An 18,700-nucleotide genomic window follows, 5' to 3' on the forward strand; every position below is an offset into this window, starting at 1 on the left:
TTTGTACTCATAAACCAAGGAGATTATGGGAATTCTAAAAGGCAGCAAACTAAACAGTATTATTAATGGAAAATGTCCGGTTTGTCAAAATGAATCTATGTACAAAAACCCAAATCCGTACGTACTTTCCCAAACGCTTAAAATGCATGAACGCTGCTCTCATTGCAACACCAAATATAAAATAGAGCCTTCTTTCTTTTACGGAGCGATGTATGTAAGCTACCCTGTTGGGATTGCTTTTGCGACAGCAGCATTTGTAATCACCTACTTCTTTTTTGAGGCAACGCTAGTTAATACATTTATTGCAATTGTAGGAACTATGATTATATTCATGCCTGTGATCATGCGACTAGCTCGCAATATTTGGATTAACTTCTTCATGAAGTATGACCCCACTAAAGATCAACTATCAAGCAAATAAAAGTTTTCACTACTTAAATTTTTTAGGAAAACGCATCACATCCACTTCAGTAGGGAGCGCTTCTTGATGTTCTAAAAAATTATATAGCAACTTTGCTAGCAAAGGCCCTGCCATAATACCTCGTGTGCCTAGCCCATTTAATATAGCTAGCTGGTTATAGATAGGGTGAATACCTAGCAGTGGCCTTCTATCCCCCGTTGTAGGACGCACACCTGCCTCTTGGCCAACTATCTCATAAGCCACACTAATTAGAGCATCAAGCTTTTCTAAAAGCTCTTCACGAGCCTCTACTGTAGTTTGCCAGTCTTTATCTGTCCAATTATAAGTCGCTCCTACTTTATAAAGATCATTTCCCAATGGAACGATGAAAAATGAAGATTTTATCGCTGCATTTAATTGTAATTGTGGCGCATTGATAATTATATATTCTCCCTTATTACCTACTAAGGGCAATTTTCCGAAGTAAGGATTTCTCTTCACTCCATAACCTTCGGCAAAGACGATTCGAGTGGCTCTGTAACCATCATAAGTTACTGAGGAGTCTTGTAATTGTAATAAGTCATAATCAAATACCGCTTTCGCGAAAGCGGACTTACCCGCAAGATATTTCTCATAAGAAGACTGTAGTTTTGTAATTGCAACTCTCCCTGTCTCTAGCACTTCCCCGTAGTGAAATGGTGCGGAAATCTCACCTCGTTCTTCCTTTATTATCGCCGTTTTCACAAACCGATCTAGGCCAGGCTTATCACTTGCAGTAAACCAATTATTCTGATCTTCGATAGAATGGAATACTTTGCGCACAGGCAACTCCTCCATAAAGGACTCACCAAGTTTCTCTTCTAAAGTTCTAAAATACGGTATTGCAAGATCAAATTGCTCAATAGCCTTCCAAGGTAATGAGTAACGTTTAAGTATTACTGGATTGTATAAACCAGCTGCGACACGACTAGCTCCTTCTATTCCTTTATCTATAACAATAAAAGTCTTCCCATTGCGCTCACATTCTTCACAAAAGGCGATTCCTGCCAGCCCCAGACCCACAATAATATAATCTACTTCTTTCACCTTACAAAAATACAAGAATAGTAGCCTAACAGCTTGTAGGTAGCACTCCTATTTATAAGTTAAAAATTATAAAGTAAAAAAGCCACCTAAACGAATTGCTTAGGTGGCTTATAATATGATTGGAAATTATTCTAGTAATTCCAAAGATCTTGTTCAATATCTCTAATGCGTTCTTTGATACGATCTGACTCTAATAACTGCATCATTGAGTTATCATTGATGTACTCTTTAACCTTACGATCACCTTGTACATTGTCCTCCTTATAGATAGTAGCATTAAAACGCCTACTATTTAACAAGTGATCAAATGATATAGGCATTGATGTATTCTTACGATTAAATGCTTTTGCATTGTGCAATACGTCACGTGCTCCTGGAAACCATATCCAGAAAAGTTCAATATCTGCAGCACTTGCATCATCTAAGAAGTTTACATCACCAGAAACTGGAGCAATACCTAATAAGCGGTATTTAAGCTCTCCTTGACGCTTGTCGATATACCAGTAACCACGTATGTGGTATGCATTAATATCATAAGCAGTAATCTCTGTACGCTCAATATTATAATCAGAGATAGATTCTCCAGCATTTAGTTGATCATATCCAGCATCAGAAGTATCAATTTTTACCATTGCGGCGGAAAGATCTCCTAACTGAATTTTCTCTGTAAAGTATGAGTCTCTATAAATAGCATCTATTTTACCGTTCTTAATATTCTTGACAAGAACATCAAAAAGTGAACGACGATCTGACCCCATATTTACAGTATCGATAGGATAGTATAAAGGGAAGTTTACGCGCTCATCAAGATCAACAACCTCCCAAGTATTTTTTGCCCATAATACGTCACGCTTTTCTACGTAACCATATGGCAATGGATTGTCATTGTCCTTTGCTTTTTGCTCTTCGGTAACTTCAAACATTTCATCCGGCGTTTTTGCGTTAAGGATATTTCCTTGTGCAAATGCTGGAACTGCCATCAATAGACCGAGTGCAACAAAAATTAAACGTTTAAGACTCATAATTACTTTTATTTTAGTTTGCTAACTCAATGATGATTGGAGAAACTGTCTTCAATCTATATCCTGAGTTACCCTGTATACTTGCTTTAATATCAAAGATCTGTACTGTAGATCCTCTTTTTGCACGCTTTAATGCAGATTGTGCTGCTCCATTAAGTTTATTTCCTTGTACAGAAACCGTAGCCGCATCTCCTGCTCTAAACTTGAAACTATTAACTCTTAAGTTAAGATCAAAGTCAAAATCTGGAAGACTAGCTCCTATTGGCGCTGCTGCAACTGTATTTCTAGGCTTCTTTAAGTTACCACCGTCATCACCTCCTAAAGTTCCCACTGGACGTGGAATATCTTTAATACGGAAAACAGCTTTATCAGAAACCGTACCACCTCCATCAGGAAGCTTTGCAGTTACATTAATAGTTACTTCACGTCCTTGACCAGGTGTCATTGTGTAGCTAGTACCAGATCTTTTAGAAAGACCAGCACCAGATGCACTTACAGCATTATTTGCAACACCTGCAAATGATATAGTCATCGGGTTTGCAACACCACGATATACCACGTTCATTTTATCTGCAGCAATAGTTGCAGAGTTAGGCTTGTTAATCGTTGTAAAAGCTTGTTCAACCGCTACTTCAATTTCTTTACCATCTTGAGGGTAAAACAATGATCCTGTAATTTTATGATCACCTACTCCACCAGTATTAACTCCTAAAACGAGTTTACCACCGTCGTAAGAAACTTTACTTTCTGGAATTGGGCGTCCATCTAGCTTCAATTCTACTCTAGAAGGCTTTGTAGATGCATCTACACGACCTAAAGAAAGAACACCATCAAAAGTAGAACCAGTATAATAAGCTCCTTTTGAAGTTGTCATTACAGTTTCATAGTTATCTAAAGAAGCAAGCTCCTTAAGATTACCCGAAAGTAGTTTAGTTAATAGTTCGTTTTCAACAACCTTAATATCATTCTGTAATTGAGACATCTTAGTTAAAGAAGAAACTGATGGGAAACCTACAAAGTGATAAGAAATATAGTCTTGAGTTTTCTTAACATCATCACCTTCACCCCCAGTTACTACATCGCTAGTACTAAAGTCATTTTTAATTTGAGTAGCCAATGCTTCATTATCACCAACTAATTTCAACATACCTTCACGGTAAGTGTCCATTTGAGTTAGATACTCACTTCCTTTTGGTGTGATTTTTCCGCCAGCATAGTATCTCTCATCTATGAAAGTCGTTTTATCCATTGCCTCATAATCTGTAGGATCTTCCATATCGCCAGTAAGCGCGGCTTTCTCCTCTTCTAAAAATGAAAACAACGTGTTACCTAGTTCCTTAGCATTCTTAGCCGTAACTGCAGCTGCTTTGAACTCTTCATTCTCATTTGCTTTTTTTGATATATCTTCAAATGCTAGGTCATTTTTAGCTTCAAATGAAACATTTGAACGCTCAAACTTTTCATTTATTGATCCGAAAGCAGATAATACTTCTCTTGACATCTGTAGTGCTAGCATCGCTATAAACACCAAGTACATCAAGTTTATCATCTTCTGCCTTGCGGTTTGTTTTCCTCCTGCCATTTTTTAAATTTTAGTTGTTAGTTTATTAATTGTGTAAACAACTAAAATTAGTTTTTGTTCATTGCAGAAAGCATTCCACCATAAACTCCGTTTAAAGAAGAAAGGTTTGTCGCTAGACTTTCCATCTGATCTTTAAGTTTACCAGCATTTTGAGTTACTTGCTCGTTGATTTCCGCTTGACGGCTAGATGACTCAACTTGTACTTTGTAAAGACTATTTAAAGATTCCATTTGCGCAGCTGCAAGAGACATCTCTTCAGAATACTTTTTTGTAGAAGTCATTGCGTCTGCTGTAGGAGCAATTCCTTTTGCAGCACCTTCAAAGCTGCGGATACTAGTCCCTAAGCTTGTCATAAGTTCAGAATCAATCTTTGCTTCTTTAAGCATGTTATCTAATTTTTTAGATAATTGAGCTTCCGCATCTACAGGAGTTGCTGCCTTTTTCTTTGATCCACTTGCACCACCTGCTAGTTCTGGGTAAACTAATGCCCAATCGAGATCTGAATCAACTGGTTCAAAAGCAGAAATAAAGAAAACAAGCGCTTCTGTTATAAGACCTATAATAAGCATTAAGTCTCCACCTTTCCAGTGCATAAGTTTAAAAAGTGCACCAATGATAACTACAGCTGCTCCAATACCGTAAACGGCGTTCATTATTTTTTTTCTTGTTTGAGATTGTGCCATGATAAATTCTTTTAGTTAAGTTTAGTTAAGTAAGTTAAATTAGATTAAGTAATTGTTATAATTTGGGAATTATTCAATTCGTTATTTGTTCGGCTTTCTAAGGTTGATTTTCTCATCAACACCCATAAAGTCCTGCACGGTTCTAAAACCGATATAACTACGAGCAGAGTCTTGATACTCATAGTCACGTGAGCTTACCTGTAGGAAGTAAGCAACGTCTTTCCATGAACCACCACGTATAACTTTACGACGATTGTCTTTGTCATTTACGTTAGGGTTAATAGTAGACATATATTCATAAGAAGCTGGATCATAAGAAGAAGCTACCCACTCTGACACATTTCCTGCCATATTGTACAGGTTGTAATCATTAGGTTCGTAAGCATCTGCTTCTACTGTATATAATGCCTGATCTGCACCATAATCACCTCTTAGAGGTTTAAAGTTTGCAAGGAAGCAACCTCTATCATTCTTTGCATAAGGACCACCCCAAGGGTAATCACCACTTTCTAGTCCACCACGAGCAGCATACTCCCACTCTGCTTCACCAGGAAGTCTAAAACGATTTACAAATTGTCTCTTTTTTGATTTTTGGTGAGCGTTTTTGTACATTGTTCTCCATTCACAAAAAGCTTTTGCCTGCATCCAAGTAACTCCAACAACTGGATATTCACCATATGCATCATGCCAGAAATAATCATTATGCATAGGCTCATTGTACGAGTATGCAAAATCTTTAATCCAAACCGTTGTGTCTGGATAGATTTTTACTGTTTCTGTTTTGATATGATCTTTACGACGGCCGCCATTTTTCTTTGCGGCTTCTTGAATGTCGAGATATGTATAACGGAATTCTAATTTATCAACGTCAATAGTACGCTGTCCATTATAAGCCTCTTCCATTGGGATATACATGGTATCCATTACCTCAGCATAATACTCATCTGGATACTCTGCCGTATCCCAAATGATATCTAAATCTTTATTGAGTTTACGACCTTCAAAACCAGTTTCACCTAATCCAAAGTAGTTGTCATACATGTATTGTTCGTACGGCGTCATATTTTCTGGATCTGCATCGCTAAAAGCAAACTCACCTATACCACCATTACCTGGAGTTTCTCCAAGCTCATCTGCTAGGATCGCAAGTTTTGTACGTACTGTAGAATCACGTACCCACTCCACAAACTGTCTATATTCTGCATTAGTGATTTCTGTTTCGTCCATATAGAAAGAGCGCACAGTCACTGTTTTTGTAGGAGCATCATTTACCGCAGCAAAATCATCATCACTCTTACCCATTATGAAAGCACCTCCAGAAACGAGGGTCATTCCATAAGGTTTTTCAGGGTTCCATCGCTTGCCTTTGGCACCGACGAGTTCCCCTCGATCGCCTTTGCCACAACTAGACAGCAAAGCTACTATCGCAATAAATGCAATATACTTTTTCATAGGATATTAGGTTAAGTATTCTAAAGTTAAGGGCGTAAACCTATTTATTTTATTTGTAATAAACAATTTATTCGCCAAAAATAATCATTTCATCGTTGAAACACATAGTCAAATTTCGTTTTTCTTCCTTGCCTTGAACCAGCGTTCAGGTATATTTTGGTTACAAGCATCCAGATAATCTTGGTACGTGCAAGGTAATAACGTGTGCCTTTTTAATTTATTATTCAAGCCCATAATAAATGGAATTTCAATCCACCATCTGGCTGTTTTTTCACTTTTGTAAAACGTTAACACTTCATCTTCAATTGGAACTTGATATGTTAGAAAGTTACCTTTCTCAACATCCATGTTTTCGCTTGCGCGAAAATTCACTCCCTCAATAAAGTACCACATTATTTGAGCAACAAGCATCGCTGCTTTTTCCTCATGAGCATCATTCTTATATTCAAAAACTCCAAATGACGTTACCTTATCACTAATGCCCGCATATCGAGCAATAGTACATATCTCCTTACCATCAAACCCATTAGGCATTTTATTATACCTAGTACCCAGCTCACTACTACGCACAGCATTTAAATCTATCGCGACGAGATCTGCATCTCTCATTACGGGCTCCACAACACTCATCATGGCCGAGACATTACCTAATCGATAACTATCAAAATAAAGTTTATCCATCAAATCTATCTCCTCCTGAGGGTTAAAATAGGTTTGGTATCCAATATTTGAGTAATTAAAAAGGTTATATGGTTTCTCAACAATAATCTTCCCTACATACGATTTATTATGGATAGGCTGGCTGGCATCTCCTAAGTCAAAACGACTATCTACATTCACCACATTTACCATTTGATCCAACTTATCATACGATCTATAAATAGGATATACTAAATCTTGGCTTCCTCCTATGTACATAGGTACAATTCCTCGCTTGAAAAGTGCTTCGTTGATGGTTCTGACAGCAAAATAACTATCATCTACACTTTCACCTCCATGAATGTCACCCAAATCGGCAATTGTTGTGTGCCAGTTACCAGGGAAGAGTTCGTAAAAAGTAGTCCTTAATTCTGTAAATGATAATGACTCTCCGAGGTTATTTTGATCGCGCCTATTTTCGCGCAAGCAAATAATAGCAATTTGCACACCTTCTAGATCTGGCATTCCAAACTCCCCGCTATGTAATCTAATGTTATTACCTAGTGATTGATGATGTTGTAATTGTATATGCGCAAGCGCAATTTCTGGTATAGGGCTGAGCACCTCAAAGGCCATATATTACTTCTTTTTTGCAGTCGTTTTTTTCTTTACAGGCGCCTTTTTCTTAGCAGTAGCTTTCTTTTTGGCCGGAGCCTTTTTCTTTGCTGCTGCTTTTTTCTTGGGCGCTTTCTTCTCTATATAGGCTTTAATTTCATCTAAGGTAAGCGCTGCCGCGTCTATATCTTTACTTAGTTCGATTTTAGTCTTCCCCTTGATGATATTAGAACGACCCCATCTAGCTTTTTCTACACGAATGCCTTCTTCTGGAAAGTCTTGAAGAACCTTATCTATCTCCTTCTGCTTCTTAATTTCTATAAGCTCTACGATATCATCGTCAGAAAGGTTATCAAAATCATACTTCTTATTTACATTAATGAACATACCATTCCACTTAATGTAAGGGCCAAAACGACCTGTACCTTTCTGAACTGGCAAATCCTCATACATATAGATAGGAGCATCTGCCTTTTGCTTCTCTTTTATATATACAATAGCTTCATCTAGGTCTACATCCATTGGGTCACGACCTTTAGGTAATGAGACATAAGTTGCTCCAAACTTCACATAAGGCCCAAAGCGTCCATTATTTACAGAAACTTCTTCTTCCTCAAAAGTCCCTAAATCTTTAGGCAACTTAAACAAGTCCATTGCTTGCTCATAGGTGAGATTTGCTAGCGTTTGATCTGGTCCTAGACTTGCAAAACGTGGCTTTTCCTCATCTTCTACAGAGCCTATTTGCACCATAGGCCCAAATTTCCCTAGACGAACACTTACTGGCTTACCCGTTTCTGGGTCCTTACCCAGAATACGCTCACCTACTTCACGCTCTGCATTTTTCTCAACATCTTTTACATGAGGATGAAAATCTGTGTAAAAATCCTTCATCATCTTCGTCCACTCCTGCTTACCCTCTGCAATATCATCAAAATCTGCTTCGACTTTTGCTGTAAAGTTGTAATCAAGAATATTTTCAAAGTGCTGTACCAAGAAATCATTTACTACCATTCCCACATCTGTAGGGACTAGCTTTCCTTTATCTGAACCTACCATTTCTGTTAAGGTTCTATCTTTTATCTCGTTATTCTCAAGACTCAAAACATCATATGATCGCTCTTTACCATCTACAGTACCCTTCTCCACATACTTACGATTTTGTATCGTCGTAATAGTAGGTGCATAAGTAGATGGACGACCGATACCAAGCTCTTCTAATTTCTTTACTAACGAAGCCTCTGTATATCTATATGGTGGTCTCGTAAAACGTTCTGTTGCGGTAATGTATTTGTTAAGCAACGCCTCTCCTGTTTTAAGATCTGGAAGTAATCCAGTCTCTTCCACATCTTCATCATCACTACCCTCTAGGTATACCTTTAAGAATCCTTCAAATTTTAAAATCTCTCCATTTGCAGTAAAATTATCTGTACCAGCACTAGAAGCTATTTGAACATTAGTACGTTCTAGTTGCGCCTCACTCATTTGTGAAGCAATAGCACGCTTCCAGATTAATTCATACAGACGCATTTGATCGCGATCCATATTTACAGAATGTTTAGAAAAATCTGTTGGGCGTATCGCTTCGTGAGCTTCTTGTGCTCCTTTGGATTTCCCTTTATAGTTACGCTCTTTGTGAAATTCTTTACCGTAAGCAGCTAGTATTTCTGCTTGCGCACCGGCTTTTGCATCTTTAGATAGGTTTACACTATCTGTTCTCATATAAGTAATGTGCCCTGCCTCATAGAGACGTTGCGCCATATTCATCGTTTTACTCACAGAGAAGTATAACTTTCTACTCGCTTCTTGTTGTAGTGTAGAAGTTGTAAAGGGCGGTGCTGGTGATTTTTTGGCTGGCTTTTTTGTAAGCGCATCTACTTTAAAAGTTGCTTTTAGGTTTTTCTCAAGAAATTCTTGTGCTTTTTTCTTAGTAGTAATATTTTTAGGAAGTTTTGCTCTAAAAGATTTCCCATCTTCTGTTGTAAACTCTGCATCTACTCTATAAGATGCCTTTGGCTCAAAGTTTAACACCTCGCGCTCACGCTCCACAATAAGTCTTACAGAAACAGATTGCACACGCCCAGCCGAAAGCCCTCCTTTAACTTTTCTCCATAACACTGGTGAAAGTTCATAACCTACAAGTCTATCTAAAACCCTACGCGCTTGTTGTGCATTTACGAGATCGTAATCAATCTGTCGCGGATTATCGATTGCTCTCAAAATCGCAGTCTTTGTAATCTCATGAAAAACGATGCGCTTCGTGCGGTCTGCAGTTAATCCAAGCTCTTGCTCGAGGTGCCATGCAATAGCCTCACCCTCGCGATCCTCATCACTTGCTAGCCAAACCATATCGGCTTTTGCTGCTAGTGCTTTTAGATTCTTAACCACTTTTTTCTTGTCGTCTGAGACTTTATACTTAGGAGTAAAATCTCCATCTACATCAACACCTAACTCCTTAGAGGGAAGGTCTGCTATGTGCCCAAAACTACTCTCAACTTTATAGTCAGAGCCTAGAAATTTTTCTATCGTTTTAGCCTTTGCAGGTGACTCCACAATGACGAGATTCTTTGCCATACATTTTATTTTTTCAGATTACAAAAGTAGATGTTTTATTTATATCGCAATCCGCAAGGCCGTTATTTCTATAATAAATGCATTTTTAAAGCCTTGTAAATTGCGGTTTAATAGGGTTTATTACGCTTTCGCGAAATCGCACTAGAAAATCAAAAAAAACGCTCAAAAAAAGGAAATCCTTTAGGAACCAACATAATAAACACCTAGTTTGGCGGTTATTATGAACAAAGCAAATAACAACTAGCAACAAAAACCTGAATTAACTTGATAAACACATCTCGATTCACAAAAATTTTAGTTGCTATTCTTCTCATTTTTGTAACAAAACAAAAGACCTACGCTCAAAACAGTAAAAATAAATTTCCAGAGTTTGCTAGTTATAAAACTTGGGGATTCACCTTTAATCCCGTATTAAACAGAGCCCCTAACTACACTAGAACATTAGGAAACATTGATATTAAAGGAAATAGCATTCCTGGAGTAAATTTTGGTTTTAACAAAGTAATTCAACCAGAAAGAGAGCTTTCATTTAGATATGGTGTACATCTTAATTTACTGCCTTTAGAAAGTATTCAATTTAGACTACCAGATGGGGATATACCAGGATTTACGAATTTTGAATCTAACGAGCGTACTTTAGGTCAACTCATAATTTCAGTACCACTAGAAATGGAACTGAAAAAGCAGATGGGATCTAGAATCTATTTTTCTGCTAGAATTGGCGTAAACTTAACCTTATTACGAGAAGGTTCGGTAGAAGGAACAGTAAGCGCTTTTGTAGAAGATCTAAACGAGGGAAGAGAGATTTTTGAAATAAGGGGGCAAACACGTAAGTTTCCTATTTATCCAAATCTAAAGATTAGTCCAGGTTTTTATTATATGACTAAACCTATTTTATATCAAGTGTCTATCATTTACCAGAAAGCAATACCTAATTATTTTACTGGAGAATATCTTTTTGACAATCTAGAAATATCTGAACGCACAGAGGGAACTTATTCTCTAAGTGGTGATCAACTAGGTATCGGTATTACTCTATTTCTAAGAAAAAGCCAAAAAAAACTTAAGAAGCTTGAAGAGAAGGCTGTCAAGAATGTTTACATTAATTAATTGCTTTTTATTTAAATCATAAAGGTCTGTTTATAGCAGCTTTCGCGAAAGCGTAACTTTACTACGCTCCTATCTGAGCAATCATATCTTCATCTTCCGTAAAACCAACCACACCTTTATATATAAGGTAAGCCGGTAAATAGACAACAGAAACGGTTGCATACACACCAATAAAGCAGGCCATAACCCCAACGACAATAGCTAGAAAACCAATAACAACACAAGTCCCAAAAGTAATTCCCCACTTTTTATTCCCTAGTGCAAAAGCTGCTTTGTAGATATCGTTTACGGACCAATCAGGATTAAAAGCAAATATCACAATGGCAAATTGTAACGGCACCAACACATAAAACAATGGAATTATAAAAAACAGGGTGGCTAGCACAGCAATCCCCACCTGCATCATTGAAAGTACTAACACCTTCTTGAGAAACTTTTTCTTGATAAACATCCCGAAACCTACTCCGCGATCTCCACTTCGGTTGCGGTCTTTCATACGTATGATTCTGTAAAAAGCTGCTTGAAGTGCAAAGTTGACTACAGACATAACCACTAGAATCACTACATACATCACCATCATAAGAATAGCTGCAACGATACCTACCTCATCATCATTATAAGAGACATCGCCATATTCTATAAAAGCACCACCTAAACTCATAGGCAACATGACCGCCATAGACACTCCCCAAGAAACAGCGATCGTTAACACTTGCATAAGTAAACCATGAAGCCATACTTTTTGAAACAAATCAATCGCTCGGCCAAACAAGTCTCCAAAATCAATATGTGGCGCTTGTTTGATTTTGACAAGCATATCTGATAACATCATTTCTTATTTTTTAAAAACAGACGTAAAAATATAAGATTATATCTCAGTCTAATTAAAATCTCCGAGCAAATTGCAAGGCAACATACTGGCTTCTACCTTCTCGCTTTGTCTCTCTTGTTCTAAAGTTGTAAACGATACTGTATAGATTTTTTTCTCCACGGTACGTAATTCCTGATTTAAAAGACAAGATGGTTGAGACTATAGGCAATGTAAAAGCAGAGTCATCTCCAAAAGGATGCCCTTGAATAAGTGCGTTAAGAAATACATACTCTGCTCCTACTCCTGCAAAGCCATAAAACTCATGCTTACCTCCCAATCTCCCAAAAGCCGAAGAGCTAGCTACCACATCACGATCACCTATGAAAAGGAGCGCTTCTTGTCTTACAAAAACTCTTCGTGTACCTAACGCTACCGTAGACTGAAATGCAACGTTTTTAAACAAATTAGAATTTTCTAAATGATAGTCTTTAACAAAAGCTCCAAAGCCGTTAACATGCAAACTATTGCCTATCTCACCTTCCCAAACAGGTATAAATTCATTGATAAGTTCATGATAAGCAACTTGTATATCGCCTGCCTTAGACTGCTCACCTGCAAGTCCCAGTTCTGCATCAATTTTAAAAAGCACACCTTCTTGCGCTTTTGAAACGGAGCCTTTTACAAAAAGATACCCCGCATAAGGACGTTCAAAAAAATCAAAATTAGTTTCAAAGAGTTCTCTAGGCGTGTAGGTTTCCTGACCTAATGTAACATCTAATTGCAGCGGATACTCTTGCTTTTTAAAAATAAAGTCTCCTTTTAATTGCCTAATATAACTTAAGAATGTTCCTGCTGTATAATAACGATCTATAGCAAAGACAAAGTCGTTATCATGCTGCACAGCGATTTGCTGTAACAATCGTTGTGTTTTAGTCTCCTCAACAGATTGGGAATAACCAGTCTGAATGACTAGTAACAACGATAAGATAAATAGTTTATGTAGCAATCTTCGGGTTTTATAAAAGCAAATAACGAGAATTTTATGTAATTCTTGACGTCTGCCACTTTGTCACAACTCCACATTAGACGTATCTTTGCATAATCCTTGACAAAGATTTTGGACGAATAAGCAGATGGAAAAAATAATAGAAGAACACAAACAAGGGGAAGCGCTTACACTAGAGCGCAAACTTGAGAATACAAAAAAGCTTTTTATAGAAAGTTACGGTTGCCAGATGAACTTTGCAGATAGCGAGGTGGTGGCTTCCATTCTTGCAAATGAGGGTTATAACACCACTCAAATTCTTGAAGAAGCAGATCTCGTACTCGTAAACACTTGTTCTATACGTGAGAAGGCAGAGGTAACTGTACGTAAACGCTTAGAAAAATATCAAGCCGTAAAGCGCAAGCAAAATCCTAATATGAAAGTAGGAGTGCTAGGCTGTATGGCAGAGCGTCTTAAAAGCAAATTTCTTGAAGAAGAAAAAATAGTAGACCTTGTAGTAGGTCCAGATGCCTATAAAGATATTCCTAACTTACTTAGCGAGGTAGAAGAAGGTAGAAATGCAGTAAATGTAATTTTATCCAAAGAAGAAACGTACGGAGATATCTCACCAGTACGTTTATTAACTAATGGTGTCACTGCTTTTGTATCAATCACTCGTGGTTGTGATAATATGTGTACGTTCTGTGTCGTTCCTTTTACGAGAGGTCGCGAGCGTAGCCGTGATCCTCAGTCTATACTAGAAGAAGTACAAGATCTTGCTAATAGAGGTTTTAAAGAAATCACATTACTAGGTCAAAACGTGGACTCCTACTTATGGTATGGCGGCGGACTCAAAAAAGATTTTGACAAGGCTAGTGAAATGGCAAAAGCTACTGCGGTAAATTTTGCGCAGCTCATGGACACCGTTGCAAAGGCTCAGCCTAAAATGCGCATACGTTTCTCTACCTCAAACCCTCAAGACATGACGCTTGATGTGATAGAGGTAATGGCAAAGCACAAGAATGTATGTAATTACATTCACCTGCCAGTTCAGTCTGGAAGCGATAGGATTTTACAATTAATGAATCGTCAGCATACGGTTGCAGAGTATAAAACTCTTATTGATAATATTAAAAATCTAATCCCTCATATTGGGATTAGTCAAGATATGATTACTGGTTTCCCTACAGAAACCGAAGAAGATCATCAAGGCACTCTTGATCTTATCAACTATGTAAAATATGATTTTGGCTTTATGTTTTACTATTCTGAGCGTCCAGGTACTCTGGCAGAACGTAAGATGGAAGATGACATCCCGCTAGCGGTAAAAAAGAGACGTTTACAAGATGTAATCGATTTACAAAGAGCAATCTCTAGAGAAAACTTATTACGCTACCAGGATCAAACAGTAGAGATTCTTATAGAAAAGGAGTCAAAAAAGAATAAAGATGAGTGGAGCGGTCGTAATGATCAGAATGTCGTTGCCGTTTTCCCTAAAGGAGATTACAAAGTAGGCGACTTCGTTAATGTAAAAATTAATGAATGTACGACAGGTACACTTATAGGTGAGGCAACAGGCTACGCAGAGTACTGGCAATAAAAACCAAAAGTGATGCACTAGCAATAGTTTTTTGTTAGAATAACGCTTTCGCGAAAGCGTAACATATTTTATACTAATCAAATAGATACCCACTGTAATGGGCGTTTACTATGGAAGGAATACAAACCACAAAACAACGATTTGGCATAATAGGAGATAATCCTGCACTAAATCGCGCTATCGAAAAGGCTATACAAGTGGCTCCTACAGATATCTCTGTACTGGTGACAGGAGAATCTGGAGTAGGAAAAGAGAGTATCCCTCGCATTATACACTCGCTTTCTCATAGAAAACACAACAAGTATATTGCTGTAAACTGTGGAGCAATCCCTGAGGGAACGATAGATAGTGAGCTTTTTGGACACGAGAAAGGTGCATTTACAGGTGCTACCACTACAAGAAGTGGATACTTTGAAGAAGCAGATGGTGGGACTATATTTCTAGACGAAGTTGGAGAACTACCATTACCTACCCAAGTACGTTTACTAAGAGTTTTAGAGAATGGGGAATTTTTAAAAGTAGGTTCTTCAAAAACACAAAAAACAGACGTACGCATCGTTGCAGCAACTAACGTCTCGATGTTTGAAGCCATAGAGGAAGGGAAGTTCCGTGAGGATTTATTTTATAGACTGAGTACTGTAGACATCCCACTCCCACCATTGAGGGAACGTAAAGGAGATATACACTTACTGTTTAGAAAATTTGCATCAGACTTTGCGATGAAGTACAAGATGCCCACCATACGACTTTCTGACGAGGCTGTACAATTGCTCTTACAATATCGATGGAATGGAAATATACGCCAGCTACGTAACGTAGCAGAGCAGGTATCTGTACTAGAAACTAATCGAGAAGTATCGGCAGCAACTATAAGCAACTATCTTCCCGACACAGGATCTAGACTTCCTGCTATCGTAAAGTCTCAAGAAAAGTCTGACTTCTCAAACGAGCGTGAGATTCTATACAAAGTCCTCTTTGATATGAAAGCCGACTTGAATGATCTCAAGAAGCTCACACTAGAGTTAATGAAAAACGGGAATACGCAAGATGTACGCCAAGAGAATGAAAGTCTCATTAAGAAGATTTATGATGACGACGATGATTCTTATGAAACCGTAGAAGAAGTAATGGATGTGCTACAGATACCTCAAAAATCACAAGCACAAACCCCTACTCCACCTCAACCAGAGCCTACTACAGATCCATATCATTTTGCAGAGGAAATCGAGGAGGAAGAAACACTATCGCTACACGATAAGGAACTTGAACTTATCAAGAAATCTCTAGAACGTCACAAAGGCAAACGCAAAGTGGCCGCTCAAGAACTAGGCATAAGCGAACGCACACTATATAGAAAAATTAAGCAGTTTGACTTGTAAGTCACAATTGTAAGAGTATTTTACTTAAATAAATTCCATCAATCATCAATCAAAAAACTTTATCAAATGAACAAAGCACTACTATTTTTAATTCTTTCATGTATTGGCATAAATAGCGTTGCACAAACGGAATACGTAAAGGGGTATTTTATTGAAAATAACAACAATAAAATCGAATGCTTAATTAAAGACAATGATTGGAATAATAATCCAGAAAATTTTCAATATAAATTATCTAAAGACTCCAAGTCTTTAACGGGTGACATCAGTACAGTTAAGGAGTTCATGATTTCAAACTCTTCTAAGTATGTTAGAGCTACAGTAAAAATTGATATGTCAAGTGCTAGCGCTGATTTTTTAGATAAAAGTAGAGCTCCTATTTTTGAAACAAAAACGTTATTTCTAAATATTTTAGTTGAAGGAAATACTAGCTTATACTCTTACAAAAATGGAACTATAACCAGATATTTTTATAGTAAATCTGGGGCTGAAATCAAGCAACTTGTATATAAGAAATTCTTAACTACAACTGGAAAAATCAGTACAAATACACAATATAAACAGCAATTAAAAACAGAGATAACTTGTTCTAAAAACGCCACAAGTAGTCCAGAGGGTGTTAGTTACAACAAGAGAAGTTTAATTGGCTATTTTATTGAACACAACGAATGTAATAATTATAGTTTCATAAATTATAATAAGGAGACTAAAAGCAAGGTTATTCACCTTTCTATAAGGCCTAGAATAAACAATTCCTCCTTCTCAATTAAAAATCCAAATGCCACCGTCAAAGAAGCCGATTTAGGGAGTAAGACAAACTTTGGTGTTGGATTAGAACTTGAATTAATTTTACCAATAAATAATAATAAATGGGCTTTCATAATTGAACCTTCATACCAAAGTTTTAAGTCTGAAATGACTCAGGAAGCTGGATCTGTTTTTGGCGATGCTATTACTACATCAATTGACTATTCATCTATAGAAATACCATTAGGTCTAAGACATTATTTCTTTCTAAATGACAAATCTAAACTTTTTGTAAACGCATCATTTATCGTAGATATATCTTCAGAAACGGCTGTCGAATTTGACCCTGCAAATAATTCCTCCATCGCTCCGTTAGAAGTACGGGCAGGAAGTAATATCGCTTTTGGAATAGGCTACAAATTTAATAATAGGTATAGTGCTGAAATTAGATATCAAACAGACAGAAATTTACTTAGTGATTTTATTGAGTGGGATTCGAATTACCAAACGACTTCCTTTATTATCGGATACACGATTTTCTAATTTCACAAGCAATTCAATATAATTTATAGATCAAGTCACATGAAATCTTTAAATAACCTATTCATTTTAATCATAACAGCTTTGACCATTCAAAGCTGTGGAATGTATTCATTAAGTGGCGTATCTATAGATAAGGAAGAGACGTTTGAAGTTCGCTTTTTTCAAAACGAGGCTGCAATTGTTGAGCCCGGTATAGATAGAGAGTTTACAGAACAGCTTAGAGATATTATCCAAAACCAATCACCACTAGTACTTACAAATAGCAACGCAGATGTAGTGTATGAAGGCGAGATAATAGAATATTACATTGCACCACAAGCTTCTACATCTGAAAATCTAGCAGCACAAAATCGACTTACAGTTACTGTAAATGTTAGATTTTTTAATAACACTCGCGAGGATGGTGAGTATGATTTTGAACGTAGGTTTTCATTTTTCTCAGATGTACCTGGTGAGACACAATTAGTAGGTAGTGCACTCGATGGCGCCTTAGATGAAATTTACGAGCGTATCACTCAAGATGTTTTTAACGCATCACTAGCTCGCTGGTAAAAATGACTACAGAACAATACACATATTTACTAGAACATCCTGACCAGATTAATACTGAGCAGACAGGCGAGTTACGCACTATCATTGATGCATTTCCATTTTTCCAAAGTGCTCACGCACTGTATTTAAAAGGATTAAAAAACCAAGAGAGCTTTGCTTATAACAAAGCACTAAAACGTACAGCTAGTCACACGGCAGATAGAGCTGTACTTTTTGACTACATAACATCTGAGCATTTCTTACAGACGGCTGTAAGTACTCAAATAAAAGATCAAGAAAAACTCTTAAGGGATTTAGAAATAACAGATGCACTAGATGTATCTGTACAGGTTGAGCAAGAAGAACAAGCGAAGGCCTCTCAAATTCTTGACCCAGATTTATTTATAGAGAAAAAAGACTCTATAATGACTAGGGCAAAGGCAGAAGATACACTTCAAGTAGGCAAACCACTTCCTTTTACAAAATCTGAAGCACATTCTTTTTCTGAGTGGCTACAGCTTTCTTCTTTCACACCTATTGACCGTTCTCAAGATGACACCGTTGGAGTTGACACTAGTGACACGAAAGAAGGTACCGAATCAACAAGAAGTGAAGACAATGTCGAGATTTTAACTCTCAAAAAAGAAGACAATAGCAAGGAGCGTAAGCGCAAAATCATAGATTCTTTTATAGAAACAAATCCAAAAATAAGCGCCATAAAGTCTGTTAAGTCAGAAAAAAAGAAGATTATTAAAGAGTTGCCATATTCTCCTGACGCCCTTATGACAGAGACTTTAGCACGTGTTTATGTTGAGCAAAAAAACTTTGCAAAGGCAAAACAAGCATACCGCATTTTAAGTTTGAAATATCCAGAAAAAAGTGGTTTCTTTGCAGACCAAATTCGGGCAGTAGAACAACTTGAAGAACAAAAAGATTAGAATATT

16 protein-coding genes are annotated in these 18,700 nt (G+C 37.3%); 7 read left to right on the forward strand and 9 right to left on the reverse strand.

Translation table 11 applies throughout. The features are described 5' to 3' along the window. Positions 1-25 precede the first annotated feature (25 nt). The gene (locus SJY23_RS02370; RefSeq protein ID WP_035335760.1) at positions 26-421 is read left to right on the forward strand and encodes a DUF983 domain-containing protein; all 396 of its coding nucleotides are present in this window, start codon (positions 26-28) and stop codon (positions 419-421) included. A gap of 9 nt (positions 422-430) precedes the next feature. Here SJY23_RS02370 and SJY23_RS02375 read toward each other — a convergent pair whose 3' ends face one another. From SJY23_RS02375 to topA, 7 genes are all read right to left on the reverse strand, one after another. After that, positions 431-1,486, reverse strand: coding sequence for an NAD(P)/FAD-dependent oxidoreductase (locus SJY23_RS02375; protein ID WP_396597305.1), 1,056 nt, complete (start codon positions 1,484-1,486; stop codon positions 431-433). 131 nt (positions 1,487-1,617) lie between these two features. Further along, positions 1,618-2,508, reverse strand: a complete 891-nt coding sequence (gene gldN, locus SJY23_RS02380) for a gliding motility protein GldN (RefSeq protein ID WP_035335758.1) — start codon at positions 2,506-2,508, stop codon at positions 1,618-1,620. A gap of 13 nt (positions 2,509-2,521) precedes the next feature. Beyond that, entirely contained in the window at positions 2,522-4,090 is a 1,569-nt protein-coding gene (gldM, locus tag SJY23_RS02385) for a gliding motility protein GldM (protein WP_396597306.1), read from the reverse strand. 47 nt (positions 4,091-4,137) lie between these two features. Next, positions 4,138-4,773 carry a gliding motility protein GldL gene (gene gldL, locus SJY23_RS02390; RefSeq protein ID WP_396597307.1) on the reverse strand — a complete coding sequence of 212 codons (636 nt, stop codon included), beginning with the start codon at positions 4,771-4,773 and terminating at the stop codon, positions 4,138-4,140. Between the two features lie 81 nt (positions 4,774-4,854). Continuing rightward, entirely contained in the window at positions 4,855-6,225 is a 1,371-nt protein-coding gene (gene gldK, locus SJY23_RS02395; protein WP_035335754.1) for a gliding motility lipoprotein GldK, read from the reverse strand. A 108-nt stretch (positions 6,226-6,333) separates the two neighbouring features. Next, a complete protein-coding gene (locus tag SJY23_RS02400; protein WP_396597308.1) occupies positions 6,334-7,500 on the reverse strand; it encodes a formimidoylglutamase in 1,167 nt (388 codons plus the stop codon). 3 nt (positions 7,501-7,503) lie between these two features. After that, complete coding sequence (topA, locus tag SJY23_RS02405) at positions 7,504-10,050, reverse strand: type I DNA topoisomerase (protein ID WP_035335751.1); 2,547 nt, start codon at positions 10,048-10,050, stop codon at positions 7,504-7,506. Between the two features lie 264 nt (positions 10,051-10,314). Here topA and SJY23_RS02410 point away from each other — a divergent pair, with 264 nt between their 5' ends. Next, positions 10,315-11,160: a hypothetical protein gene (locus SJY23_RS02410; protein ID WP_396597309.1), complete on the forward strand. Its 846-nt coding sequence runs from the start codon at positions 10,315-10,317 to the stop codon at positions 11,158-11,160. Positions 11,161-11,221: 61 nt separating this feature from the next. Here SJY23_RS02410 and SJY23_RS02415 read toward each other — a convergent pair whose 3' ends face one another. Both SJY23_RS02415 and SJY23_RS02420 read right to left on the reverse strand, forming a co-directional pair. Beyond that, positions 11,222-11,992 (reverse strand): hypothetical protein, encoded by a 771-nt coding sequence (locus tag SJY23_RS02415; RefSeq protein ID WP_396597310.1) that lies wholly within the window; start codon positions 11,990-11,992, stop codon positions 11,222-11,224. Positions 11,993-12,044: 52 nt separating this feature from the next. Then, positions 12,045-12,977 (reverse strand): lipid A-modifier LpxR family protein, encoded by a 933-nt coding sequence (locus SJY23_RS02420; protein WP_396597311.1) that lies wholly within the window; start codon positions 12,975-12,977, stop codon positions 12,045-12,047. 127 nt (positions 12,978-13,104) lie between these two features. Here SJY23_RS02420 and miaB point away from each other — a divergent pair, with 127 nt between their 5' ends. The 5 genes from miaB (at position 13,105) to SJY23_RS02445 (ending at position 18,694) form a co-directional block, all read left to right on the forward strand. Next, positions 13,105-14,556 carry a tRNA (N6-isopentenyl adenosine(37)-C2)-methylthiotransferase MiaB gene (miaB, locus tag SJY23_RS02425; RefSeq protein ID WP_396597312.1) on the forward strand — a complete coding sequence of 484 codons (1,452 nt, stop codon included), beginning with the start codon at positions 13,105-13,107 and terminating at the stop codon, positions 14,554-14,556. Between the two features lie 110 nt (positions 14,557-14,666). Continuing rightward, positions 14,667-15,935: a sigma-54-dependent Fis family transcriptional regulator gene (locus SJY23_RS02430; protein WP_035335745.1), complete on the forward strand. Its 1,269-nt coding sequence runs from the start codon at positions 14,667-14,669 to the stop codon at positions 15,933-15,935. 66 nt (positions 15,936-16,001) lie between these two features. After that, positions 16,002-17,225 (forward strand): tRNA modification GTPase, encoded by a 1,224-nt coding sequence (locus SJY23_RS02435; RefSeq protein ID WP_396597313.1) that lies wholly within the window; start codon positions 16,002-16,004, stop codon positions 17,223-17,225. Positions 17,226-17,264: 39 nt separating this feature from the next. Continuing rightward, positions 17,265-17,777 carry an LptE family protein gene (locus SJY23_RS02440; RefSeq protein WP_035335744.1) on the forward strand — a complete coding sequence of 171 codons (513 nt, stop codon included), beginning with the start codon at positions 17,265-17,267 and terminating at the stop codon, positions 17,775-17,777. A 2-nt stretch (positions 17,778-17,779) separates the two neighbouring features. After that, entirely contained in the window at positions 17,780-18,694 is a 915-nt protein-coding gene (locus SJY23_RS02445) for a hypothetical protein (protein ID WP_396597314.1), read from the forward strand. The last annotated feature ends 6 nt before the right edge of the window (positions 18,695-18,700 follow it).

This window comes from Dokdonia sp. R86516 (assembly GCF_044596715.1).
GTDB lineage: Bacteria > Bacteroidota > Bacteroidia > Flavobacteriales > Flavobacteriaceae > Dokdonia.